The sequence below is a fragment of the Streptomyces sp. D2-8 genome (genome assembly GCF_023184515.1).
GTDB lineage: Bacteria > Actinomycetota > Actinomycetes > Streptomycetales > Streptomycetaceae > Streptomyces.
The window spans coordinates 140,654-164,034 of the sequence record NZ_JAAHBP010000014.1 but is presented as its reverse complement, the minus strand read 5'-3'; the positions used below and the strand labels follow the sequence as shown (position 1 = coordinate 164,034).

At 70.0% G+C, this 23,381-nt stretch carries 21 protein-coding genes and 5 tRNA genes; 16 read left to right on the top strand and 10 right to left on the bottom strand.

Going from position 1 to position 23,381, the window contains the following annotated elements; all coding sequences use genetic code 11:
• Window positions 1-8: 8 nt before the first annotated feature.
• The 5 genes from G3I77_RS24740 to G3I77_RS24720 all read right to left on the bottom strand — a co-directional run bounded on the left by G3I77_RS24740 (window position 9) and on the right by G3I77_RS24720 (window position 9,061).
• Window positions 9-3,317, bottom strand: coding sequence for a nitrate- and nitrite sensing domain-containing protein (locus G3I77_RS24740; RefSeq protein ID WP_248507230.1), 3,309 nt, complete (start codon window positions 3,315-3,317; stop codon window positions 9-11).
• A gap of 375 nt (window positions 3,318-3,692) precedes the next feature.
• A complete protein-coding gene (locus tag G3I77_RS24735; protein ID WP_104781463.1) occupies window positions 3,693-4,268 on the bottom strand; it encodes an ATP/GTP-binding protein in 576 nt (191 codons plus the stop codon).
• Complete coding sequence (locus G3I77_RS24730; protein ID WP_030851927.1) at window positions 4,249-4,644, bottom strand: DUF742 domain-containing protein; 396 nt, start codon at window positions 4,642-4,644, stop codon at window positions 4,249-4,251. Before G3I77_RS24730 ends, G3I77_RS24735 begins: the two co-directional genes overlap by 20 nt.
• 109 nt (window positions 4,645-4,753) lie before the next feature.
• Window positions 4,754-5,167 carry a roadblock/LC7 domain-containing protein gene (locus G3I77_RS24725; protein WP_005479910.1) on the bottom strand — a complete coding sequence of 138 codons (414 nt, stop codon included), beginning with the start codon at window positions 5,165-5,167 and terminating at the stop codon, window positions 4,754-4,756.
• A gap of 9 nt (window positions 5,168-5,176) precedes the next feature.
• Entirely contained in the window at window positions 5,177-9,061 is a 3,885-nt protein-coding gene (locus G3I77_RS24720) for a nitrate- and nitrite sensing domain-containing protein (RefSeq protein ID WP_248507229.1), read from the bottom strand.
• Window positions 9,062-9,665: 604 nt separating this feature from the next.
• Here G3I77_RS24720 and G3I77_RS24715 point away from each other — a divergent pair.
• The 9 genes from G3I77_RS24715 to G3I77_RS24675 all read left to right on the top strand — a co-directional run bounded on the left by G3I77_RS24715 (window position 9,666) and on the right by G3I77_RS24675 (window position 14,033).
• Window positions 9,666-9,857, top strand: a complete 192-nt coding sequence (locus G3I77_RS24715) for a hypothetical protein (protein ID WP_202509583.1) — start codon at window positions 9,666-9,668, stop codon at window positions 9,855-9,857.
• A 173-nt stretch (window positions 9,858-10,030) separates the two neighbouring features.
• The gene (locus tag G3I77_RS24710) at window positions 10,031-10,807 is read left to right on the top strand and encodes a fumarylacetoacetate hydrolase family protein (protein ID WP_248507228.1); all 777 of its coding nucleotides are present in this window, start codon (window positions 10,031-10,033) and stop codon (window positions 10,805-10,807) included.
• Window positions 10,800-12,284 (top strand): glutamate--tRNA ligase, encoded by a 1,485-nt coding sequence (gltX, locus tag G3I77_RS24705; protein ID WP_248507227.1) that lies wholly within the window; start codon window positions 10,800-10,802, stop codon window positions 12,282-12,284. Before G3I77_RS24710 ends, gltX begins: the two co-directional genes overlap by 8 nt.
• 454 nt (window positions 12,285-12,738) lie before the next feature.
• Complete coding sequence (locus G3I77_RS24700; protein ID WP_248507226.1) at window positions 12,739-13,470, top strand: HAD family hydrolase; 732 nt, start codon at window positions 12,739-12,741, stop codon at window positions 13,468-13,470.
• A 91-nt stretch (window positions 13,471-13,561) separates the two neighbouring features.
• Window positions 13,562-13,633 (top strand) — tRNA-Gln (locus G3I77_RS24695).
• A gap of 21 nt (window positions 13,634-13,654) precedes the next feature.
• Window positions 13,655-13,727 (top strand) — tRNA-Glu (locus G3I77_RS24690).
• Window positions 13,728-13,767: 40 nt separating this feature from the next.
• A tRNA-Glu gene (locus G3I77_RS24685) sits at window positions 13,768-13,840 on the top strand.
• 20 nt (window positions 13,841-13,860) lie between these two features.
• A tRNA-Gln gene (locus G3I77_RS24680) sits at window positions 13,861-13,932 on the top strand.
• 28 nt (window positions 13,933-13,960) lie between these two features.
• Window positions 13,961-14,033, top strand: a tRNA-Glu gene (locus G3I77_RS24675).
• A gap of 183 nt (window positions 14,034-14,216) precedes the next feature.
• Here the strand turns inward: G3I77_RS24675 and ndgR are convergent.
• Window positions 14,217-14,933, bottom strand: a complete 717-nt coding sequence (gene ndgR / locus G3I77_RS24670; RefSeq protein WP_003993203.1) for an IclR family transcriptional regulator NdgR — start codon at window positions 14,931-14,933, stop codon at window positions 14,217-14,219.
• A 195-nt stretch (window positions 14,934-15,128) separates the two neighbouring features.
• On the opposite strand from ndgR, the gene leuC reads away from it, so the two are divergent.
• The 4 genes from leuC (at window position 15,129) to G3I77_RS24650 (ending at window position 18,442) form a co-directional block, all read left to right on the top strand.
• Entirely contained in the window at window positions 15,129-16,556 is a 1,428-nt protein-coding gene (leuC, locus tag G3I77_RS24665) for a 3-isopropylmalate dehydratase large subunit (RefSeq protein WP_248507225.1), read from the top strand.
• A 6-nt stretch (window positions 16,557-16,562) separates the two neighbouring features.
• Window positions 16,563-17,156 (top strand): 3-isopropylmalate dehydratase small subunit, encoded by a 594-nt coding sequence (gene leuD / locus G3I77_RS24660; protein WP_248507224.1) that lies wholly within the window; start codon window positions 16,563-16,565, stop codon window positions 17,154-17,156.
• A 277-nt stretch (window positions 17,157-17,433) separates the two neighbouring features.
• Entirely contained in the window at window positions 17,434-17,664 is a 231-nt protein-coding gene (locus G3I77_RS24655; protein WP_248507222.1) for a hypothetical protein, read from the top strand.
• 136 nt (window positions 17,665-17,800) lie between these two features.
• Complete coding sequence (locus G3I77_RS24650) at window positions 17,801-18,442, top strand: HU family DNA-binding protein (protein WP_184564707.1); 642 nt, start codon at window positions 17,801-17,803, stop codon at window positions 18,440-18,442.
• Between the two features lie 71 nt (window positions 18,443-18,513).
• On the opposite strand, the gene G3I77_RS24645 is transcribed toward G3I77_RS24650, so the two are convergent.
• Window positions 18,514-18,717, bottom strand: coding sequence for a hypothetical protein (locus G3I77_RS24645; RefSeq protein WP_031138097.1), 204 nt, complete (start codon window positions 18,715-18,717; stop codon window positions 18,514-18,516).
• Window positions 18,718-18,726: 9 nt separating this feature from the next.
• Window positions 18,727-19,365, bottom strand: a complete 639-nt coding sequence (gene cofC / locus G3I77_RS24640) for a 2-phospho-L-lactate guanylyltransferase (RefSeq protein ID WP_248507220.1) — start codon at window positions 19,363-19,365, stop codon at window positions 18,727-18,729.
• A gap of 156 nt (window positions 19,366-19,521) precedes the next feature.
• On the opposite strand from cofC, the gene G3I77_RS24635 reads away from it, so the two are divergent.
• From G3I77_RS24635 to G3I77_RS24625, 3 genes are read left to right on the top strand one after another with little or no spacing between them, the layout of a single operon-like run.
• Window positions 19,522-20,313: a lysophospholipid acyltransferase family protein gene (locus G3I77_RS24635; RefSeq protein WP_248507218.1), complete on the top strand. Its 792-nt coding sequence runs from the start codon at window positions 19,522-19,524 to the stop codon at window positions 20,311-20,313.
• On the top strand, window positions 20,310-21,320 hold the full coding sequence (locus G3I77_RS24630; protein ID WP_003993211.1) for an NAD(P)H-dependent glycerol-3-phosphate dehydrogenase: 1,011 nt from the start codon (window positions 20,310-20,312) through the stop codon (window positions 21,318-21,320). Before G3I77_RS24635 ends, G3I77_RS24630 begins: the two co-directional genes overlap by 4 nt.
• A 59-nt stretch (window positions 21,321-21,379) precedes the next feature.
• Window positions 21,380-22,537: a D-alanine--D-alanine ligase family protein gene (locus G3I77_RS24625; RefSeq protein ID WP_248507215.1), complete on the top strand. Its 1,158-nt coding sequence runs from the start codon at window positions 21,380-21,382 to the stop codon at window positions 22,535-22,537.
• 24 nt (window positions 22,538-22,561) lie between these two features.
• On the opposite strand, the gene G3I77_RS24620 is transcribed toward G3I77_RS24625, so the two are convergent.
• Window positions 22,562-23,080, bottom strand: a complete 519-nt coding sequence (locus G3I77_RS24620; protein ID WP_248507213.1) for a DUF3515 domain-containing protein — start codon at window positions 23,078-23,080, stop codon at window positions 22,562-22,564.
• A gap of 20 nt (window positions 23,081-23,100) precedes the next feature.
• Window positions 23,101-23,334: an Lrp/AsnC family transcriptional regulator gene (locus tag G3I77_RS24615; RefSeq protein WP_020121007.1), complete on the bottom strand. Its 234-nt coding sequence runs from the start codon at window positions 23,332-23,334 to the stop codon at window positions 23,101-23,103.
• Window positions 23,335-23,381: the final 47 nt, after the last annotated feature.

Sequence of the window (23,381 nt, the reverse complement as noted above, 5' to 3'; positions counted from 1 at the left end):
GGCTCACACTAACGCTCCTGGTTGTAGGTGCTGTCAGGACCGAAGCCCTGGCCGTTCGTTTCACTGCCTGCGCTGCGTCCGCGCTGGACGCCTCGACGCAGGTTGCTCAGCCTGCCCCGGACGTCCTCCGGGGCGCGGGAGACCTGTGGGCCTCCCTGGTGGGTGCTTTCGGCGGCACCCTCGATCAGGTTGGCCTTGGGCACCCGCCTCGGCAGGCCGGAGGAGGTGACCCCGCCCGCCTTGGGCTTCCGGAGCTGCGAGGCCTGCTGCCACCGCTCGTCGTTGGCCGAGCGCCAGTCGTCGCCGTTGTTCTCCGGGGCGGAGGCCGACGGCTCCTGGCTCACCTGCCGTGCGCCACCGGTACCGTTCGCACCGCTCGCGGTCGATCCACGACGGGGAAGCCCGGCGTCGGTCATCGTGTGAGCGGCGGAGGGGCCCGATTCCGGACGGTCGAAGCCTACGCGGTCCCGCTCACTTGCGTCAGCGGCCTGCGCAGATTCCGTTTCCGGGGCTTGAGAAGGGTACTGGCTCGGGTAGCCGTTCTGGTAACCGTCCTGCTGTGGCCAGTCATCCTGGTGACGCCGCTGCTCGAAGGCGGCGAAACCGCCCTGCCCGCCCGCACCCGGCGCCGAGGGCTCCTCCTGAGCCGGCTCCGCATAGGAGGGCTCGGGATAGCCGCCGTTCGGCGAGAAGGTGTCGTTCTGCGGCAGACCGCCGTTCGGCGCGTAGTACTGCTCGTCGTACGCAGGGCGCTGCGGCTCCTCGTACGCCGTGTGCCGCTGCTCGTCGTACGACGGCTGCTGCTCCTCGTACGGCGCCTGACGGTCGTACGACGACGGCTGCTGCTGCTCCGGGTAGCCGCTCTGGCCGGTGTCGTAGGCCTGACCGGCGTCGTAACCCTGCTGCCCGTTGTACTCGTCGCGGTACCCGGTCGCCTGTGTGGGCTCCTGGTTGCTCTGCCCGGGCAGCGCGGGCTGCTCGTTCGACTGGGTCTCCAGGGCCGCCCGGCGCTCCTCACGCATCAGCGAGCGGCCGACGGGGTCCAGCTCGCGTATGTCGTCGGGGACGTCGGAGTAGCGGCTGTCGTCGAAGCCGAGCTCCGCGGCCGTGCGCATGGGCTGGCCGAAGTTCTCGCCGCCGAAGTTCTGCTCCGGGATGATCTGCGAGACGGTGAACTCGTCGCGGTCCACGTGCTGCTCGCCGCCACCACCGTGGGTGATCGCGTCCGGCAGCATGACCAGCGAGGTCGTGCCGGCCTGCTCGCCCGAGGGGCGCAGCTGCACGCGGATGCCGTGCCGGTCGGACAGCCGGCCGACCACGAACAGGCCCATACGCTGCGAGATCGCGGCGTCCACCGTCGGCGGGTTGGCCAGCTTGTGGTTGATGTCCGCGAAGTCCTCGGCGGTGAGGCCGATGCCCTTGTCGTGGATCTCGACCATGACCCGGCCGTCGGGGAGACGGGTGGCGGTCACGCGGACCTTGGTCTGCGGGGAGGAGAACGTCGTCGCGTTCTCCAGCAGCTCGGCGAGCAGGTGCACGAGGTCGGTCACGGCACGGCCGTGGATCTCGGCCTCCGGGACGCCGGACAGCTCGATGCGCTCGTACTGCTCCACCTCGGAGGAGGCGGCGCGCAGCACGTCGACCAGCGGCACCGGCTGGTCCCAGCGGCGGCCGGGCTCCTCGCCGGCGAGGACGAGGAGGTTCTCGCCGTTGCGGCGCATACGGGTCGCGAGGTGGTCCAGGCGGAAGAGGTTCTCCAGCTGGTCCGGGTCGGCCTCGTTGTTCTCCAGGTCGGTGATCAGGGTCAGCTGGCCCTCGATCAGCGACTGGTTGCGGCGCGACAGGTTGGTGAAGATCGCGTTGATGTTGCCCCGCAGCAGGGCCTGCTCGGCGGCGAGCCGGACGGCCTCGCGGTGGACCTGGTCGAAGGCGCGGGCGACCTCGCCGATCTCGTCGGTGGTGCTGATCGGGATGGCCTGGACGCGGGTGTCGACGCGGCCGGGGTCGGTGCGGGAGAGCTGGTCGACCAGCATCGGCAGGCGCTGCTCGGCGATGCCGAAGGCGGCGTTGCGCAGCTGGCGCATCGAGCGGCTCATCTGGCGGGCCACCGCGCCGGCCAGGATGAAGGCCAGGAGCAGGGCGACCACGACGGCGGCACCGGTGATGTAGGCGTCACGCTGGGCGTCGTCGGCGATGTCGGACGCTTCGCTCACGGCCTTGTCGGCCAGGTCTGTCTCGATCTTCTCGTACGCGTCGAACTTGAGCGTGTTGACCGCCCACCAGTTCTCGGCGGTGATGCCCCGCTGGGCGAGGGCGGCACGGGCACTGGGGTCCGTGCTCTGCAGCGTCGCCACGGCCGAGACCATCGTCGTCGGGTTGGCCGGCGGCGGGACGTAGTCCGGGTTCTTGCCCTTGGCCTCCCGGGCCATCGCGGCACCGTCGGCCTTGATCTTGGCCTCGGCCGCCTTGAGCTTGGCCGCGTCCTGCTCGGTGCCGCCGCCGATGTACTCCTGCACGGCGATGCGCTCGAGGTAGGCGTACGAGGAGAGGGCGATGCGCTGGCTGGCCAGGTTGCCGTCGTCCGGGCCCGGCTTCACCAGGATGTGCATGCCGATGGAGCGCTGCAGCGACAGGGCCGCCTTGGTGAGCTCGATGGCGTACACGGTCCGGCCGTAGCTGGTGATGTTGCCGGTGCCGAGGCCGAGCTCGTTGGCGAACTCCGTCAGCGGGTGGGCGACCTCGACGTAGCCCTCTTCGGTCTGGACGCCCTTGAGCTTGGAGGTGTAGGCGACCTGGCGCAGGGTGGCCAGCTTGGGCTCCGCCTCGCGGAACAGCTTCAGCCGGCGCTCCAGGCCGGGCTTGGCCGGCATGTTCTGGGCCGCGGCGTCGAAGGCGTCGGACGCCTCGTCGGTGTCCTTGCGGACCTGGGTGACGGTCGCCTTGTCCTGGGCGGTCTGGGCGCTGCCCTTCAGCAGGGGCGCCGCCGAGGCGTCACGTTCGATGTAGAGGGCGTTGGCGTAGAGCAGCGAGGCGCGGACCAGGCGCGCGGTGTTCTCCGCGTCCTCGGCCTCCTGCCAGGTGTCGATCGAGCTCTTCACCTGGAAGCCGCCCATGACGAGGCCGACCAGCACGGGTATGAGCAGGATCGCGTTGAGCCTGGTCGCCACGCGCCAGTTGCGCGGGGAGAGACGGCCGCCGCTCTCGGCGGGCGCGGCCGTCGGTTCCGAACCGGGCACGGGGGCGGGCGCCGCTGTGCGCGGCGGCGGGGTGAAGTTGCCCCGGGCCGACGGCTCGGGACTGTTCTTGCTTCGCCTCACTCGACCAACAACCTCTCGGCGGTCGGCACCAACGTTGTGCCGCAGTGTTCAGCGCCCAGACGCCAGCGACGGACGGTCACGTCATTGACTATTGGGCAGTTCAGGCATTCCAGCACGACGACCTGCGCTCTTCCAAACAGTCCGGGGCGGGGAATCGACGTGATGTAAGCCCCAGATAAAACGGTCATAAAGAGCGAGCCCCGCCAAAAGGCGGGGCGATTGTGCGCGCAGCGAGACCGGGTGTGCGCGACGCGTGGCCGTACCACCCGATTCCTCTGCCGAAACGTTATGAACACCTTGGCCGACCGTGTCAAAGGACACAGCCGGCTCCGGTGTATCTACGACAACTGCCGTATGGCGGTTCAGGATTGGGTGCTACCTCAGCCGTGCCATCAAAGCGTGCTCGACCAGCGTGATCAGGGCACTCTTCGCATCGGCCCGGTGCCGGGCGTCGGTGGTGATGATCGGGGTGTCGGGTCCGATCTGCAGCGCCTCGCGCACCTCTTCGGGCTGGTAGGGCTGCTGTCCGTCGAAACCGTTGAGCGCGACGACGAACGGCAGACCCGAGTTCTCGAAGTAGTCGACGGCCGGGAAACAGTCGGCCAGGCGCCGGGTGTCCACGAGTACCACCGCGCCGATGGCGCCGCGCACCAGGTCGTCCCACATGAACCAGAAGCGGTCCTGACCGGGCGTACCGAAGAGGTACAGGATCAAGTCCTGGTCCAGGGTGATACGGCCGAAGTCCATGGCCACCGTGGTGGTGGTCTTGTCCCCGGTGTGGGTCAGGTCGTCGATGCCCGCGCTGGCGGAGGTCATCACGGCCTCGGTGCGCAGCGGGTTGATCTCCGAGACGGCACCCACGAACGTGGTCTTGCCCACGCCGAAGCCGCCCGCCACCACTATCTTCGCGGAGGTGGTGGACCGCCCCGCGTCAGAGCTTGCGAAGTCCACTGAGCACCCTTTCGAGCAGTGTCACGTCCGGGGCGCCGGTGGCGTCGTCGCCGCCCGGCTGGTGGATCGCGACGAGACCGGCCTCGGCGAGGTCCGCGACCAGGATCCGGGCCACCCCCAGCGGCATGTTGAGCAGCGCCGAGACCTCGGCCACCGACTTCACCTCACGGCACAGGTGGCAGATCCGCTGGTGCTCCGGGAGCAGTCCCATGAGCGCGGCGGGGTCCGCGGTCGTACTGATCAGTGCCTCGATGGCCAGCTGGTAGCGCGGCCGGGTCCGGCCGCCGGTCATGGCGTAGGGCCGGACCAGCGGCTGGTCGCCCTCGTCCTCGTACGGCTCCGCGTACGGATCATGAGAGGCGGTGGGCGGGGTCATGAGTCCTCCGGGCGGGACAGCAAGTCGGTCAGCAGCCGTCTGACGGGGCCTGTGTGGGGTATGTGGCAGCCGGACGGTGATGTGGTGAGACGGGTGGTGCCGGGGCCGATCAGTGGAGCAGACTGCCTTGGAGCTCAGCTCGCAGGTCGGGGGTGAGGACCGCGCCCGCGCGGTCGACCAGGAGCGCCATCTCGTAGCCGACGAGGCCGATGTCGCACTCGGGGTGGGCGAGTACGGCCAGGGACGAGCCGTCCGAGACGGACATGAGGAAGAGGAACCCTCGTTCCATCTCCACGACCGTTTGCGCGACGTCACCGCCCTCGAAGATCCGGGAAGCGCCCGCCGTCAGCGACGTCAGGCCGGAGGCGACGGCCGCGAGCTGGTCCGCGCGGTCGCGCGGGAAGCCCTCCGACATCGCCAGGAGGAGACCGTCGGCGGACACGACGACGGTGTGGGACACCCCGGGGGTGTTGTCCACGAAGTTGGTGATCAACCAGTTGAGGTTCTGTGCCGCCTGGCTCATCGGACTCAACTAACGCTCCTGCTGGTGAGTGGGCCGTGGGTGGCTGCCGGTCTGGGTGGACCCGGCCTGACGACCCTGTGCGATTCCCCGACGGAGATTGGTCAGCCGGCCGCGCACGTCATCGGGCGCGCGCGAGACCTGCGGACCGCTCTGGTGGGTTTGCTGCTGCGCCGTGCCCGGGACGAGGTTCGCCCGGGGTACTCGGCGCGGCAGGCCGGAGGTGGTGACACCACCCGCGGCGGGCTGGCGGACTCGCTCGGCCTGACGGACGAGGTCGTCGTTCGGTGAGGTGCGCCAGTTCGCGGGGGCGGACCGCTGCGGACCGGTGGGTCCCTGCGGTTGCTGTGGGGCGGCCGGAGCGGAGCCGTTGCTCTGCGGCTGCTGCTGCTCCTGCTGGCCGTGGAACCAGTTGGTCTCCAGCGTGTCGTACAGCGGCGTACGACCGTCGCCCGGACCGGACGCCGGCGGCAGGGCCTCGGGCTCCTGCCGGACGGGCCGGGCCTGCGGGGCGGGCGGACGCGGGGCGCCGAAATCGGCCGGGCCCCGGCCACCGCCTGCCTGCGGCCGCTCGAACTGGCCCGTGCCCGTGGGGTCGGCCGACGTGGCCGGACCCGGGAGGGTGGGCCGCCCGGAGCCGTTGTCCTGGCGCGGGGCGGAGTACTGACCGGTCGAGTTGCTGTCCTGGCGCTGAGCCGGGTACTGGCCCGTCGAGTTGCTGTCCTGCCGGGGCGCCGGGTACTGGCCCGTGGAGCCGTTGTCCTGGCGCGGGGCGGAGTACTGACCGGTCGAGCCGTTGTCCTGGTACTGCCCGGTGGAGCCGTTGTCGTAGGACTGCGGCGCCGGGTACTGGCCCGATGTGGACGACGAGTCGGGGCGACCGCCCGGCGTGCCGAAGACGTCCGGGCGGACGAACTGACCCTGGCCCTGCGACGCGTTCGCGCCGGGGCCGAACGGGTCCGCGTGCTGGGGAGCGCCGAAGTCGGTCGGCGAGCCGAAGCCCTGCCGGTCGTCGCGCGGCACGGCCGGCATCTCCGTCGTCGAGCCCGGGCCCTGACGGTCGTCGACGCGCGGCAGGGACGACGTACGGGAGGCGTCCGGCTCCTCGTGCCCGCGCGGGGTGTCCAGCGAGGCACGCGGCACCGGCGGCTGGGCGTTCTCGTCGCTCCAGCTCGGCACCCGCGGCTGCGAGTCGCCGCCGGGCAGCTCGGCCCGCGGACCGCCGCGCGGCGGCAGCTGCGGCCGACGGCCCTTGCCCTGCTCGGAGTTGCCGCCCTGCTTCTTCCGGCTCCGGCCACCGCCGAAGGCGTCCTGGCCCTGCGGCCCGTTGGTGCCCGCGGCCTGCAGACCCTGCGGCGCACCCGGCGCCTGCTGGCCGAACCCGGCACCGGCACCGGCACCGGCACCGGCGGGAGCCGGACGGCCCTGCGAGGGACCACTCTGCTCGAACGACGACGTGCCCGGACCCTGCGGACCGCGCGCACCGCCCGGCGCTCCCGGACGGCCACCGTCCGCGTCGCGCCCGGGCAGCGCGGCCCGCGGGCTCTGACCGGGGCCGAGCCGGCCACCGCCGGACGCACCGCCACCGAAGGCACCACCGGACGCACCGGCCCCGAGGGCACCGCCGCCCTGGCCGGAACCGGCGGCACGCCGGGCCGCGGCCGCACCGGCGGCGGCCTGCGCGGCGGCGGGACCGCCACCGACCTGCGGCTGACCGGGCTGCTTGGGCTGGGGCTTCCTGCCGCCCTGGGCGACATCGACGGGCAGCATGACCAGCGCGGTCGTACCACCGGAGTCGGACGGGCGCAGCTGGATGCGGATGCCGTGGCGCTGCGAGAGGCGGCCGACCACGAACAGACCCATGCGGCGGGAGACGGAGACGTCCACCGTCGGGGGAGAGGCGAGCCGCTCGTTGATCGCGGCCAGGTCCTCCGGCGACAGACCGATACCGGTGTCGTGGATCTCGATCAGCACACGGCCGTCGGGCAGGGCGTGACCGGTGACCTTGACCTTGGTCTGCGGCGAGGAGAACGAGGTGGCGTTCTCCAGCAGCTCGGCGAGCAGGTGCACGAGGTCGTTGACCACGCGGCCGGCCACTTCGGTGGTCGGCACGGAGGCCAGCTCGATGCGCTCGTACTGCTCCACCTCGGACGCGGCGGCACGGAGCACGTCGACCAGCGGGACCGGGCGGGTCCAGCGGCGGCCGGGCTCCTCGCCCGCGAGGACGAGGAGGTTCTCACCGTTACGGCGCATGCGGGTCGCGAGGTGGTCGAGCTTGAACAGCGAGGACAGCTGGTCCGGGTCGGCCTCGCGGGACTCCAGTTCGGAGATCAGCGACAGCTGGCGCTGGATCAGACCCTGGGAGCGGCGCGAGAGGTTGGTGAACATCGCGTTGACGTTGCCCCGCAGCAGGGCCTGCTCGGCGGCGAGGCGGACCGCCTCGCGGTGCACGTCGTCGAAGGCCGCGGCCACTCGGCCGATCTCGTCCCGGGAGTGCACACCGACCGACTCCACGGACGTGTCGACGTCCTGCGGGTCGGACTCGGACAGCTGCTTGACCAGCTCGGGCAGACGGTCGGAGGCGACCTTGGTCGCGGTGTCCTCCAGGCGGCGCAGCGAGCGGATCATGGACCGCGCCACGACGAAGGCGCCGACCAGCGACACACCGAGCACGATCAGGATCAGGGCACCGGAGATGATCGCGTCGCGCTCGGTGGCGCTGCGCAGCTCGCGGGCCTTCTGTTCCATCTCCTCGAGCAGCGTGTGCTCGATGTTCTTCATCTGCTGGATCTTGGTGGAGCTGTCGTCCAGCCAGTCGCGGTAGGACCGTTTGTCCTGCTGGGCGAGACCGCTCGCGGAGACCAGGGCGCGACGCGCGTAGGTGTCGGTCGCCTTGATCGTGGAGTTGCCGCCGTCCTCGATGGGCTTCAGCAGCTCGGCGGCGGCGTCCTCGCCGTAGATGCTCTTGAAGCTGCGGATCTCGGACTTCTGGCTCTCCAGGGCCGACTCGGCGTAGAGCCGGTCGTTCGGCGAGAGCTTGCCGGTCGTGGTGTTGCTGGCGGGCAGCGCCGCAGCGAAGGCCGCGCGCTGGATCGAGGAGTACTCCTTGGCGGAGGAGAACGCCGCGAGCGCACGCGTGCGCTGGATCATGTCAGGGTTGCTGGTCGCCTCGGCCATGTCCTGGGAGAGGTCGATCAGGTTCTCGATCAGACGGTGGTATGCCTCGATCGTCTGGGTGGAGTTGTCCTTGGCCTCGTAGGCGGTGTTGCGGATCTTTGCGATGTTGTTCAGTTCACCGACGAGCTGAACGAGGTTGTCGCGGATGCCCCTGAGGTTGCCGTCCTTGCTGTTGTTGTCGACCTCCTCGGAGGCCTCCCGGAAGTTCTCCGCGGCCCGGTCCGTCTTCTCGCGAAGCCCCTTGACCGTGTAGTCGGTCGCCTTGCCGCCGTGCGCCAGCGGGCCGGCCGACTGGTCGCGCTCCTCCTGGAGCGCGGCCGACAGCTCGGTGGCCTGCTTGGTCATGTCCGTCAGCAGCTTCATGTTGTCGAGCTGCTGGATGTCGTCCATGGACTGGTCGATACGCAGCGCGCCCAGCGAGGTGGCCGCGACCACCGGAAGGGCGAGCAGCGACACCAGTCGCGTGGAGATGCGCCAGTTGCGCAGGGCTATTCGCGGCCCGGGGCCGGTCGGGCCCGTCGGCGGCTTCAGCGCCGGGGAAGGGCCCGCGGACCCCGAGGGGGCCGACGTGCCGGGGCGCCCCGAGCGCTCACCGCCGTCACCGGCCGGGCCCTGGTTCTGGGCGTGCTGGGGCGAGGGGCCGCCATTCATGGGGCCAGTCCCGCCGTGCGGCTCCGGCTCCGCCGCAGCGTTGCCATCCCTCTTGAAACGTCCCTGCACTAGCGTCGCAACCTCTGGACCAGGCACCCCGTCGCCTGAACGGCGGGGCACGGTGTCGGCGTTCTGGGGACGCCCTGAAAACGCCCCCGTGGTGGTCTTGGGTGACCGGCGCTGGCTCCCCCTTCTCGCCGCCACTCGGCGCGACTGTGCGCCCCCTGTGCGCCGGCTCGATCCTGCGGCGGTCCGTGAGATTCCAGCACAGCACAGGATCTCCAACAAGGCCCGTAGGCCGAGCCGTGATGTAGGTGACACGACGTGAGGGCCGGATCACCGGCCGTAGAAAGAGAGTTCGTCCATTTCGGACGTAAGCCCGCGAGTCGCCGTGGCGCGCCGGGTGTCCCAGTCGCCATGATCAGGAGCGGAATGAGGGCTTCAGTGGGCCAATGTCCGTTTCGTGGGGGTGGGATGCGAGTCCGGATTGACCGATTCGCCCTCTGAGTCGTGAGGAAACTCACATGCTGATCATGACCTCTGCGCGACATGGCCGGGGAATTGGATGTTTAGCCTGACGCTTTACAGCGATGGCACAACCGACAACCCGCGCCCGTGCGGGGGTCCTCAGACACCCTCCCGGCGCCCGTCACAGGACAGGGTCAAGTAAACAGTGAAGACGACGACGATGTTCCACAAGATCGCCAACCCGCGACGCACGACGCTGGCACACCTGGACGACGCCGACGAACTGCAGACGCCGGAGCAGCCGGAGCACCCCGTCGAACTCCCGGCCCAGACCGCAAACCCCAAGCGCACCATCCTCATGGAGATCCCCGTCGCGGCCGCCGCAGCCGCGGAGTGACACCAGGAAGTACGCGTGCCGGCCGCCGGATGCTCAGGGCGGCCGGACACGGTTTTTCGAGGGGCGCCCCCCGCGACGGGGCGCCCCTTCATAATGCGCGGGGCGGGGACACCTCTCCGCGTTAGCCTGGAGCGTCAGACTCCAGCCGCTTCAGTCAAGGGGCCAAGCACACCGTGCGCATCGCCAGGTTCTCCATCGACGGGAACGTCGCCTTCGGCGCCATCGAGGGCGACAAGCAGGACGAACTCGTCCTGGACATCATCAAGGGCATCCCGTTCGCGGACTTCGAGCTCTCCGGTACGAAGGTGCCGGTGAACAAGGTCAGGCTGCTGCCGCCGGTGCTCCCCAACAAGGTCGTGGCCTTCGGCCGCAACTACAGCGAGCACGCGCGCGAGCTGGGCAACGAGGTGCCCGACGTCCCGTTCGCCTTCTTCAAGCCGTCCACCTCGGTGATCGGCCCCGGCGACGAGATCCAGTACCCCTCCTTCTCCGAGGAGGTGCACCACGAGGCCGAGCTGGCCGTGGTGATCGGCCGGATGTGCCGCGAGGTCCCGCGGGAGCGCGTCAAGGACGTCATCTTCGGCTACACCTGCGCCAACGACATCACCGCCCGCGACGTGCAGAAGCGCGAGAAGCAGTGGGCCCGGGCGAAGGGCTTCGACAGCTCCTGCCCGCTCGGCCCCTGGGTGGAGACGGACCTGGACCCGGGCGACCTCACGATCCAGCTCACGGTCAACGGCCAGCAGCGCCAGCTGGGCCGGACCAGCGAGATGATCCACTCCGTCGAGGACCTGATCGTCAACATCTCCGAGGCCATGACGCTGCTCCCCGGCGACGTGATCCTCACGGGCACCCCGGCTGGGGTCGGCCCCCTGAACGTCGGCGACGAGGTCGCCGTCACCATCGAAGGCATCGGCACTCTCACCAACAAGGTTGTCAAGCGTGGCTAGCGCACCCGGCTCCCCCGTACGCGTCCGTTTCTGTCCCTCGCCCACCGGAAACCCCCACGTGGGCCTGGTGCGCACCGCCCTGTTCAACTGGGCGTTCGCCAAGCACCACCAGGGCACCCTGGTCTTCCGCATCGAGGACACCGACGCCGCCCGCGACTCCGAGGAGTCGTACACCCAGCTGCTCGACTCGATGCGCTGGCTGGGCTTCGACTGGGACGAGGGCCCCGAGGTCGGCGGCCCGCACGCGCCGTACCGCCAGTCGCAGCGCATGGACCTCTACAAGGAGGTCGCGCAGAAGCTGCTCGACGCCGGCCACGCCTACCGCTGCTACTGCTCCCAGGACGAGCTGGACACCCGCCGCGAGGCCGCCCGCGCCGCCGGCAAGCCCTCCGGCTACGACGGCCACTGCCGTGAGCTGACCGCCGCCCAGGTCGAGGAGTACCAGGCCCAGGGCCGCGAGCCGATCGTCCGCTTCCGGATGCCCGACGAGACGGTCACCTTCACCGACCTGGTCCGCGGCGAGCTGACCTTCACCCCGGAGAACGTCCCGGACTACGGCATCGTCCGCGCCAACGGCGCCCCGCTGTACACGCTGGTCAACCCGGTCGACGACGCCCTGATGGAGATCACCCACGTCCTGCGCGGCGAGGACCTGCTCTCCTCCACCCCCCGCCAGGTCGCCCTGTACAAGGCGCTGATGGAACTGGGCATCGCCAAGGAGATCCCGTCCTTCGGCCACCTGCCGTACGTGATGGGCGAGGGCAACAAGAAGCTCTCCAAGCGCGACCCGCAGTCCTCCCTCAACCTCTACCGGGAGCGCGGCTTCCTCCCCGAGGGCCTGCTCAACTACCTCTCCCTGCTCGGCTGGTCCCTCTCGGCCGACCAGGACGTCTTCGGCATCGACGAGATGATCGCGGCGTTCGAGATCTCCGACGTCAACCCCAACCCGGCCCGCTTCGACCTGAAGAAGTGCGAGGCCATCAACGGCGACCACATCCGCCTGCTGGACGTGAAGGACTTCACCGAGCGCTGCCGCCCGTGGCTCCAGGCGCCGTTCGCCCCCTGGGCCCCGGAGGCCTTCGACGAGGCGAAGTGGCAGGCCATCGCGCCGCACGCGCAGACCCGCCTCAAGGTCCTCTCCGAGATCACCGACAACGTCGACTTCCTGTTCCTGCCGGAGCCGGCCGAGGACGAGGCCTCCTGGGCCAAGGCGATGAAGGAGGGCTCGGACGCCCTGCTGCGTACCGCCCGCGAGAAGCTGGAGGCGGCCGACTGGACCTCCGCGGAGTCGCTCAAGGAGGCCGTCCTGGCCGCCGGCGAGGCCCACGGTCTGAAGCTCGGCAAGGCCCAGGCCCCCGTCCGCGTCGCAGTCACCGGCCGCACGGTCGGCCTGCCGCTGTTCGAGTCCCTGGAGGTCCTGGGCAAGGAGACCACCCTGGCCCGGATCGACGCGGCGCTGGCGAAGCTGGCCGCGTAGCGCGCGACACCTCACACGGCGAGGGCGGCGTCCGGTTCGGGCGCCGCCCTCGCCGTGTCCGCTCAGCCGTCACCCGGAGTTCACCCTTCCGGCCAACTCCCGTCCCCGGACGAGGCGACGGTCGGGGCAGTCACCTGTGGACCGGCGCAACGGGCCAGGAATCCGTCGTCGACGTCGGCCTCGACGCCACCACCGTCCGCAGCGCGCCCACGGACGGCGACTCCGGCGGCCGCGTCGGCGCCGGCACCGGCCGGTACGTGCGCTGCAACGGCGGCTCCGGCAAGCAGCGGATCATCGGCTTCCCGCGCGGAGCGACCGCCGGCGAGACGGCCCTCACTCACCGGACGCAACCTGACGACCGGCACGGCCACCAACGACGACCAGGGCCCCGACCCCACGCTCTCCGGCTCCATGACCCGGGCTGAGACCGGTACGGGGTGGGTACGGTCGGAGCATGAGCATCCAAGCCGTGGTCTGGGACGTCGACGACACCCTCTTCGACTACACCACCGCCGACCGCCTCGGTATGCACGCCCACCTCACGGCCGAGGGCCTGCTCGACGACTACGACAGCGCCGAGCAGGCCCTCATTCGCTGGCGGGAGATCACCGAGCTGCAGTGGGCGCGCTTCGCGGCCGGCGAGGCCACCTTCGAGGCCCAGCGGCGCGACCGCGTGCGGGTGTTCGTGGGCAGGGAGCTCACCGATGCCGAGGCCGATGCGTGGTTCCAGCGGTATCTCGCCCACTACGAGGAGGTCTGGACGCTCTTCCCGGACGTCCTGCCCGTCCTCGACAGCCTCGCCGCAAGCCACCGGCACGCCGTGCTCTCCAACTCCAGCATCCACGTCCAGGACCACAAGCTGCGCGTCCTCGGTGTCCACGACCGCTTCGAGACCATCCTGTGCGCGGCCGAGCTCGGCGTCTCCAAGCCCGAGGCCGGGGCGTTCCTCGCGGCCTGCGAATTCCTCGGGCTGCCGCCGCACCAGGTCGCCTACGTCGGTGACCATCCGGAGATCGACGGACGGGGCGCCGCCGACGCCGGACTGCTGTCGGTGTGGATCGACCGCGGCGGTCTGTACGCCACGATCGACCCGCCCGTCGGGCCGCACCGCATCGCCTCCCTCGCCGAACTGCCGTCCCTGCTCGGCTCGGATACTCGTTTTGGAGCCCCGTCCACCTTCAGGTAATGTTCTTCCTGCGCCGCGGGGAGCGGGCCGGAAGGCCCGGAACCCCAGGCGCAAAGCTAGAACACGAACCCCTCGGGGGCTTGCGTTCCAGTGGCCTATGGTGTAATTGGCAGCACGACTGATTCTGGTTCAGTTAGTCTTGGTTCGAGTCCAGGTAGGCCAGCTCGCAGAGCTCATCTGCATCGCCCCCGTTGTGTAGCGGCCTAGCACGCTGCCCTCTCAAGGCAGTAGCGCCGGTTCGAATCCGGTCGGGGGTACTGGTTCCGAGCGATCGACGATCATCTCGGGACTGCTAGGGCCCCCGTTGTGTAGCGGCCTAGCACGCCGCCCTCTCAAGGCGGTAGCGCCGGTTCGAATCCGGTCGGGGGTACTGACTGGTCTAAACCACATTGGTCTATGGTGTAATTGGCAGCACGACTGATTCTGGTTCAGTTAGTCTTGGTTCGAGTCCAGGTAGACCAGCTCGGACCTGCGGAAACGCAGTGTCCAGGCCCCCGTTGTGTAGCGGCCTAGCACGCCGCCCTCTCAAGGCGGTAGCGCCGGTTCGAATCCGGTCGGGGGTACATAGCGAAAGGCCCTTCACTTCGGTGGAGGGCCTTTTGGTGTCCGGCCTCCGGGGCGCGGGGAACTGCGCGAACGACCACAGGCGGCCGTCAGCCGGCACGGAACTGCAAGCCGCCACGGCGCCTGCTCGGGGAGAGCCTGCCGCGGCGTTGAGGCCGGCCTTCCCCGAAGCGCTCCGTCGATCAGCCGGTGCGCCGCAACGCCTCGGAGAGGCGCCCCGCCGCATCGATCACAGCCTGCGCATGCATCCGCCCCGGGTGCCGCGTCAGCCGCTCGATGGGCCCGGAGACGGACACGGCCGCCACCACCCGGTTCGACGGTCCGCGCACCGGCGCGGACACGGACGCGACGCCCGGCTCCCGCTCACCGATCGACTGCGCCCAGCCCCGTCGCCGTACACCCGACAGGGCCGTCGCCGTGAAGCGCGCCCCCTGCAGACCGCGATGCAGCCGCTCCGGCTCCTCCCAGGCCATCAGGATCTGCGCCGAGGAACCGGCCTTCATCGTGAGCGTCGAACCGACCGGGACCGTGTCCCGCAGACCGGACAGACGCTCCGCCGCGGCGACGCAGATGCGCATGTCGCCCTGACGGCGATAGAGCTGCGCGCTCTCGCCCGTGATGTCCCGAAGATGCGTGAGCACCGGGCCGGCGGTGGCGAGGAGACGGTCCTCGCCCGCGGCCGCGGCGAGCTCTGCCAGGCGAGGGCCGAGAATGAAACGGCCCTGCATGTCGCGCGCCACCATGCGGTGGTGTTCCAGGGCCACGGCCAGGCGGTGGGCCGTGGGTCGTGCCAGTCCGGTGGCACCGACCAGACCCGCGAGGGTGGCCGGACCGGACTCCAGAGCGCTCAGGACGAGGGCCGCCTTGTCCAGAACGCCGACGCCGCTACTGTTGTCCATGAAACGATACTTGCGTCTCACTCTGTGAAACGCAAGTTCAAATTTCCGTGGAACGCGCCACCCTGGAATCACGAAGTCACAACGGCCCGTGACGTAAGGGCCTGGTGGTGTGTGCCCGGCATCAGGGGTACGGGCACCGCCTCCTCAAGATCTCTAGTTGGGTCGGCGGATCGTCGTCGGCCGGAGGGAACAGCGATGGGTAGGACACTCGCGGAGAAAGTCTGGGACGACCATGTCGTCCGGCGCGCGGAGGGCGAGCCCGACCTTCTCTTCATCGATCTGCACCTGCTGCACGAGGTGACCAGCCCGCAGGCGTTCGACGGTCTGCGCAAGACCGGCCGGACCGTGCGGCGCCTGGACCTCACCATCGCGACCGAGGACCACAACACCCCGACCCTGGACATCGACAAGCCGATCGCGGACCCGGTCTCCCGGGTGCAGCTGGAGACGCTGCGCAAGAACGCCGCCGACTTCGGTGTGCGCCTGCACCCGCTGGGCGACGTCGAGCAGGGCGTCGTGCACGTGGTGGGCCCGCAGCTGGGCCTGACCCAGCCCGGCACCACCGTCGTGTGCGGTGACTCCCACACCTCCACGCACGGCGCCTTCGGCGCGCTGGCGTTCGGTATCGGCACCTCCCAGGTGGAGCACGTGCTGGCCACCCAGACGCTGCCGATGTCCCGCCCGAAGACCATGGCGATCACGGTCGACGGCGAACTGCCCGAGGGCGTCACCGCCAAGGACCTGATCCTGGCGATCATCGCGAAGATCGGCACGGGCGGCGGCCAGGGCTACGTCCTGGAGTACCGCGGCGAGGCCATCGAGAAGCTCTCGATGGAGGCCCGGATGACCATCTGCAACATGTCGATCGAGGCCGGTGCCCGCGCGGGCATGATCGCCCCGGACGAGACCACCTTCGCCTACCTCAAGGGCCGCCCGCACGCCCCCGAGGGCGACGACTGGGACGCCGCCGTCGCGTACTGGAAGACGCTCAGGACGGACGAGGGCGCCGAGTTCGACGCCGAGGTCGTCATCGACGCCGCCGAGCTGGCGCCGTTCGTCACCTGGGGCACCAACCCCGGCCAGGGCGCACCGCTTTCGGCGTCCGTCCCCGATCCTGCTTCGTACGAAGACGCATCGGAGCGCTACGCCGCCGAAAAGGCCCTGGAGTACATGGGGTTGGAGGCCGGACAGCCGCTGCGCTCCATCAAGGTGGACACCGTCTTCGTAGGCTCGTGCACCAACGGCCGCATCGAGGACCTGCGCGCCGCCGCCGAGCTGCTCAAGGACCGCAAAGTCGCCGACGGCGTACGGATGCTGGTCGTCCCGGGTTCCGCGCGGGTGGGTCTGCAGGCCGTCTCCGAGGGCCTGGACGTCGTCTTCAAGGAGGCCGGCGCCGAGTGGCGGCACGCGGGCTGCTCGATGTGCCTGGGCATGAACCCCGACCAGCTCGCTCCCGGCGAGCGCTCCGCCTCCACCTCGAACCGCAACTTCGAGGGCCGGCAGGGCAAGGGCGGCCGCACCCACCTGGTCTCTCCGCAGGTCGCCGCCGCCACCGCCGTCCTGGGCCACCTGGCCTCCCCGGCCGACCTGTCCGCCGACGCCCCCACGCCCGCTGGAGTCTGATCAGTCATGGAAGCCTTCACCACCCACACCGGCAGGGCCGTGCCGCTGCGCCGCTCCAACGTCGACACCGACCAGATCATCCCCGCCCACTGGCTCAAGAAGGTCACCCGCGACGGGTTCGAGGACGGGCTGTTCGAGGCCTGGCGCAAGGACGCCTCGTTCGTCCTCAACCAGCCCGAGCGCAAGGGCGCGACCGTACTGGTCGCCGGCCCCGACTTCGGCACCGGCTCCTCCCGTGAGCACGCCGTCTGGGCGCTGCAGAACTACGGCTTCAAGGCCGTGATCTCCTCCCGCTTCGCCGACATCTTCCGCGGCAACTCGCTCAAGAACGGCCTGCTCACTGTTGTTCTGGAGCAGAAGACCGTGGACGCGCTGTGGGAGCTCACCGAGAAGGACCCGCAGGCCGCGATCACCGTCGATCTGGAGGCCCGCGAGGTACGCGCCGAGGGCATCACCGCCTCCTTCGAGCTGGACGAGAACTCCCGCTGGCGGCTGCTGAACGGCCTCGATGACATCTCGATCACCCTGAAGAACGAGGCGGACATCGCCTCCTACGAGGCCAAGCGCCCGGCATTCAAGCCCCGGACGCTCCCGGTCTGACCCCAGGCACGATCCGCCGCCTTTGAACAAGGCGACTTTCGGCCACCGCAACACCCCCTCTGTACCCCCGATCAGCCCGATCGGGGGTACAGCTGTGTCTGCACCCGAACGGCCCTGCCCACCCGTTGTTCAGCTGCCAACTTCCCACGTTAAGCGGGTGGTTGCTGGGGTACGCGAGTGGTACAGCCGTGACTTCCACGTGTGCCGGGAAGGCCGTTTGAGGCGGCAGTTGTCCCCTGCGCAGGCGACAACTCGCCCCAGATGGCACAATCTGTGCATGGAACACGACGGCCAACTCGAGCTCTATGCGGCAGTCGCGGGCCAACTCAAGGAAGCGCACACAAGAGTGCGCGCACTGCAAGTCCCGGAGGGCGTACGGATGGCGCTGACCCGGAAGCTGCTGGTCATTACGGCCGCGGCCAAGCACGATCTCGCCGACGCGGCAAGGCGGCTGGAGCGGTTCACCGCGGACCTCGACGAGGGACGTCTCCCCGACGAGGAACGCTGAACCTCTCGACGCCGTCGAGTTCGTTGCGGCACAAGGGTGATAAGCCCGTTTCGTGTTTGATTTGCGGTATATATCTGCCTAACGTGCGAAAAAGCTTGAACACTTTCGTTCTGGCGATGTCTCCGAAGGGGAAGACGTGAACAAGGCGCAGCTCGTAGAAGCGATTGCCGACAAGATGGGCGGCCGCCAGCAGGCCGCCGATGCTGTCGACCATGTACTGGACGCCATCGTCCGCGCGGTCGTCTCGGGTGAGCGGGTCTCGGTCACCGGCTTCGGTTCGTTCGAGAAGGTCGACCGTCCGGCCCGGTACGCCCGCAACCCTCAGACGGGCGAGCGGGTTCGGGTCAAGAAGACCTCCGTTCCGCGCTTCCGCGCCGGTCAGGGCTTCAAGGACCTGGTCAGCGGCTCGAAGAAGCTCCCGCGTGGCGGCGAGGTCTCCGTCAAGAAGGCCCCCAAGGGCAGCCTGACCGGCGGTGCCGGCGCGACGGTCAAGAAGGCCGCCGCGAAGAAGGCGACCGCGAAGTCGGCCGCCGCGAAGAAGACCACCGCCAAGAAGACGACGGCGAAGAAGGCCACCACCAAGACCGCGGCCGCGAAGAAGACCACGGCGAAGAAGGCGCCCGCCAAGAAGACCACGGCGACATCCAAGACCACCGCCGCGAAGAAGACCACCGCGAAGAAGGCCCCGGCGAAGAAGGCCACGGCCAAGAAGGCGCCCGCCAAGAAGTCGACGGCGCGCAAGACCACCGCCAAGAAGACCACCGCCCGCAAGAAGTAAGGGCGCCGGGGTACTCACGCGCCGGGCCGGACTCCGCATGGAGTCCGGCCCGCGGCGTGTTCAGCACAAGGTCAGAGGGTCTGCAGGGTCACCAGAGTGATCCGGAGCGCGTCCTTCGCGCCCTCCACCTCGATGCGGACCCGCTGGCCCGGGCGCAGCAGCCTGAGGCCCCCCGCGTCGAACGCGGCCGCGTCGAAGGGCACCGGGGTCCCGTCGTCCAGGAGCACCTGCCCGCTGCGGCTTTCGGGGTCGTACGTGTACGCGGTCGCCTGCATGGCCGCAGCCTACTGCCCGGGGATCAGCAACCGCGCGGCGGCCGCGGCCGTATGAGGGCCGACCCCCAGGGCCAGCGCGCTGCGCAGGTCGTCGCCGGTGTCCACGTCCTGGCGTACGGAATCCACCGCGGTGAGTTGCAGTTCCACCGCCCCCGAGGCGCGGTGCCGGGCCCGGGAATCCGCGCCGAAGAACGGGCGCAATTCACGGCCCGCGGCGGCGGCCAGCAGGGTCGTGCCGATTGCGGCCGCGTCCGGGAGAAATGCGCGCGGGAATTCAGCGGCGGCATCGAGTACCCGGGACAATTCCGCGGGGCGCAGCGCCGGCAGATCGGCGTTGAGTGCGGCCACCGCGCGGGCCGGGCGGGCGGACCGTACGGCCCGCGTCGCGTGTGCGAGGGCGGCGTTGAGGCCGCCGCCCGGCTCGTCGGGGATGATCGCGGCGCCCAGTGCGGCCAGCTCACGGCCCGCCCGGGCGTCGTCCGTGACGACTGCCACATCGCCCACCGCCGGGCAGGCCAGCGCGGCCGCCACCGTGTCCTGGGCGAAGGCCAGCGCCAGGTCCGGCCGCAGCCCGTCGTCCGCGGTGTCCGCAAGCCTGCTCTTGGCCTGGGCCAGGGGCTTCAGGGGTACGACCAGGGTCCACTGCACGGGTGTTCCGTCCTCCTCTTGTCGCGGTCATTGTCACCCGGGGCATCGGGCGGGCGGAGTGCCGGGGCGTACGGTGTTCTCGACAGACAGGCGGCCTGGGGCGACACTTGTGCGGCCCCCGTGGCCCCGCTACAGGCCCTAGAGGAAGGTGTTCGCGTGCCCCGCCGCAGAATCGGCTTCTGGTACCGCTTCGCCGCGGTGATCTGCAAACCGCCGCTGGTGGTTCTGCTCAGGCGGGACTGGCGTGGAATGGAGCACATTCCGGCCGAGGGTGGATTTATCACCGCGGTGAACCACAATTCGCACATCGACCCCTTCGCTTACGCGCACTTTCAGTACAACACCGGGCGCGTCCCGCGATTCCTCGCGAAGAGCGGGCTTTTCAGGAAGGGATTCGTCGGCGCCGCGATGCGGGGTACCGGGCAGATCCCCGTCTACCGCGAGAGCACGGACGCGCTGAGCGCCTTCCGGGCCGCGATCGACGCCGTGGACCGCGGGGAATGCGTCGCCTTTTATCCCGAGGGCACCCTCACCCGCGACCCGGCCGGCTGGCCCATGACCGGCAAGACCGGGGCCGCACGCGTCGCGCTGCAGACCAAGTGCCCGGTGATCCCTGTCGCCCAGTGGGGCTGCAACGAGTTGCTGCCGCCGTACGCGAGGAAGCCGCATCTGCTGCCGCGCAAGACGCACCGCGTGCTCGCCGGGCCGCCCGTGGACCTCGCGCGGTTCTACGACCGGGAGATGACCGCGGACCTGCTGAAGGAGGCCACGGAGGTCATCATGGCCGCCGTCACCGCCCAGCTGGAGCAGATCCGCGGCGAGAAGGCGCCCGAGACGCCGTACGACCCGCGCCGGGAGCGGGTCGAGCAGCGGCGCCGCACACAGGCGCAGACGCAGATCCACCAGAAGTCCGGGCAGACTGTGCAGGAAGAGGGGCTGGGCAAGTGAGCAAGCCGGTCAAGGCGGCGGTGCTGAGCGCCGGTTCGTGGGGTACGGCCTTCGGCATGGTGCTCGCCGACGCGGGGTGCGAGGTCACTCTGTGGGGGCGTCGCCCGGAGCTCGTGGAGGCGATCAACTCCACGCGGACCAATCCCGACTACTTCCCGGGCGTCGAGCTCCCGGAGAACGTGCGGGCCACCACCGACCCCGCGGAGGCCGCCGCGGACGCCGACTTCACGGTTCTGTCGGTCCCCTCGCAGACCCTGCGCGGCAACCTCGCCGAGTGGAGCCCGCTGCTGGCCCCCGACACGGTCCTCGTATCGCTGATGAAGGGCGTCGAACTCGGCTCCGCGATGCGGATGAGCGAGGTCATCGACGACGTCGCCAAGGTCGGCCCGGACCGGATCGCCGTGGTCACGGGGCCCAACCTGGCCCGGGAGATCGCCGCGCGGATGCCGGCCGCGGCCGTGGTCGCCTGTACCGACGAGGCCGTCGCCCAGCGGCTCCAGGCCGCCTGCCACACGCCGTACTTCCGCCCGTACACCAATACGGACGTGGTGGGTTGCGAACTGGGCGGAGCCGTGAAGAACGTCATCGGCCTCGCCGTCGGCATCGCGGACGGCATGGGCCTCGGCGACAACGCCAAGGGCTCGCTCATCACCCGCGGCCTCGCCGAGACCACGCGGCTCGGCATGGCGCTCGGCGCCGACCCGCTGACGTTCTCCGGACTCGCGGGCCTGGGCGACCTGGTGGCCACCTGCTCCTCGCCGCTGTCGCGCAACCACACCTTCGGCACCAACCTCGGCAAGGGCATGACCCTGCAGGAGACCATCGCGGTCACCAAGCAGACCGCCGAGGGCGTCAAGTCCTGCGAGTCGGTGCTGGATCTGGCCCGGCGGCACGGCGTCGACATGCCGATCACGGAGACGGTCGTCGGCATCGTGCACGAGGGCAAGCCCCCGGTGGTGGCCCTCAAGGAGCTGATGTCGCGCAGCGCGAAGCCCGAACGACGCTGAGCGACGCGAGGCCGACGGCGCTTACTACCGGCCCTACCAACGGGTACCCTCAACGCGATATGAGCACCGAGAACCTCCCCCAGAGCCCCGAGCAGCCGCCTCGCAAGCCGCGTGTGGCCGTCGTGTTCGGCGGGCGCAGCTCCGAACACGGGATCTCCGTGGTCACCGCCGGCGCCGTCCTCAAGGCCATCGACCGGACGAAGTACGACGTCCTGCCGATCGGCATCACCCAGGACGGGCGTTGGGCGCTCACGGCGGACGAACCGGAGCGCATGGCGATCGTCGACCGGCGTCCGCCGAGCGTCGACCTGCTCGCCGAGTCCGCCGAGGGCGGAGTGATCCTCCCGGTCGACCCCGCCAACCGCGAAGTCGTCTACAGCGAGCCGGGATCGGTCCCCAAGGCGCTCGGCGAGGTCGACGTGGTCTTCCCGGTGCTGCACGGCCCGTACGGCGAGGACGGCACCCTCCAGGGCCTCCTGGAGCTCTCCGGTGTCCCGTACGTGGGTTCGGGTGTGCTCGCCTCGGCCGTGGGCCAGGACAAGGAGTACATGAAGCGGGTGTTCACCTCCTTCGGGCTCAAGGTCGGCCCGTACGTGGTGGTGCGCCCGCGCGAGTGGGAGCAGAACCAGGCGGCCGCCCGCAAGAAGATCGTCGACTTCGCCGGCGAGCACGGCTGGCCGCTGTTCGTGAAGCCCTCGCGGGCCGGTTCGTCGATCGGCATCACCAAGGTCGAGGACCTCTCCGGCCTCGACGAGGCCATCGCCGAGGCCCAGCGGCACGACCCGAAGATCCTCGTGGAGGCCGCACTGCGCGGCCGTGAGATCGAGTGCGGCGTCCTGGAGTTCGAGGACGGCCCCCGGGCCTCCCTCCCCGCGGAGATCCCCCCGCCCGAGGCGCAGGCGTACTACGACTTCGAGGCCAAGTACATCGACTCCACCCCGGGTCTCGTGCCGGCTCCCCTGACGCCTCAGGAGACGGCCGACGTCCAGCGCCTGGCGGTCGACGCGTTCGAGGCGGCGTCCTGCGAGGGCCTGGTCCGCGCGGACTTCTTCCTCACCGGGGACGGCGAGTTCGTGATCAACGAGATCAACACGATGCCCGGCTTCACGCCCATCTCGATGTACCCGCAGATGTGGCAGGCGAGCGGGGTGAGCTACCCGGAGCTGATCGACCGGCTGGTGCAGGCGGCGCTGCGCAGGTCGACCGGGCTGCGCTGAACCGCCCCCAGGGGGTCGCGGCGCTCAGGAGGCGATCCCCTCGGGGATCGCCTTCTTCACGGCGGCAGCCAGATCGATCAGCACACCCGAGCTGTCCACGCCCTCCGGCGCCCGGACCTCGACGTACGCCTCGCGGTTGGCGGTGGTGAACCGGTAACCCCCGTCGTCCTGCTTCTCCATCAGCCAGTCGACCCCGTTCACGCCCCCGGCGACCGCATCCGGATCCCGCCCGTCCGCCACCTTCGGGTCGATCATCTTCGGCGGCTGCGGCACACCGCAGCGCAGTATGATCGCCGGGCTGCCCCAGCCCGCCGTCAGCGCCGACGCGGGCTCGGGATCCTCGCGGCGCTCACCGTCCACCTTCGCGGGCAGTACCTTGTCCAGGTTCCGGCACAGTTCCGCGACCTTCGCGTCCGGACTGGGAACCGCCGCCGACGCGCTGTCGTCTGCTGAGGAGCAGCCCGCAACAGTGATCAACAGCGCGAGAGCGGGCAGGCGGAACACGCGGAAGACACAACGGTGCCGGTGACGGAAAGAGTTCACCGGCACAGGGTAGACGGGGGCTACAGATGGACGACCGGGCAGGTCAGGGTGCGGGTGATGCCGTCCACCTGCTGGACCTTGGCGACCACCAGGCGGCCGAGATCGTCGACGGTGTCGGCCTGGGCCCGCACGATCACGTCGTACGGTCCCGTCACGTCCTCGGCCTGGATGACCCCAGGGATCTTGCTGATCGTCTCGGCGACGGTCGACGCCTTGCCGACCTCCGTCTGGATCAGGATGTACGCCTGTACCACGGAACCTCCAGGGCGGCCACGAGGATCATGTGGGGAAAAGGAACGCC

Bases quoted from the DNA above. Each gene is read 5' to 3' on its own strand.
- G3I77_RS24730 (WP_030851927.1), bottom strand. From the start codon at position 4,644: ATGACCCCGCCCACCGCCTCTCATGATCCGTACGCGGAGCCGTACGAG.
- G3I77_RS24725 (WP_005479910.1), bottom strand. From the start codon at position 5,167: ATGAGCCAGGCGGCACAGAACCTCAACTGGTTGATCACCAACTTCGTG.
- G3I77_RS24700 (WP_248507226.1), top strand. From the start codon at position 12,739: ATGAGCATCCAAGCCGTGGTCTGGGACGTCGACGACACCCTCTTCGAC.
- ndgR (WP_003993203.1), bottom strand. From the start codon at position 14,933: ATGGACAACAGTAGCGGCGTCGGCGTTCTGGACAAGGCGGCCCTCGTC.
- leuC (WP_248507225.1), top strand. From the start codon at position 15,129: ATGGGTAGGACACTCGCGGAGAAAGTCTGGGACGACCATGTCGTCCGG.
- leuD (WP_248507224.1), top strand. From the start codon at position 16,563: ATGGAAGCCTTCACCACCCACACCGGCAGGGCCGTGCCGCTGCGCCGC.
- G3I77_RS24655 (WP_248507222.1), top strand. From the start codon at position 17,434: ATGGAACACGACGGCCAACTCGAGCTCTATGCGGCAGTCGCGGGCCAA.
- G3I77_RS24645 (WP_031138097.1), bottom strand. From the start codon at position 18,717: ATGCAGGCGACCGCGTACACGTACGACCCCGAAAGCCGCAGCGGGCAG.
- G3I77_RS24625 (WP_248507215.1), top strand. From the start codon at position 21,380: ATGAGCACCGAGAACCTCCCCCAGAGCCCCGAGCAGCCGCCTCGCAAG.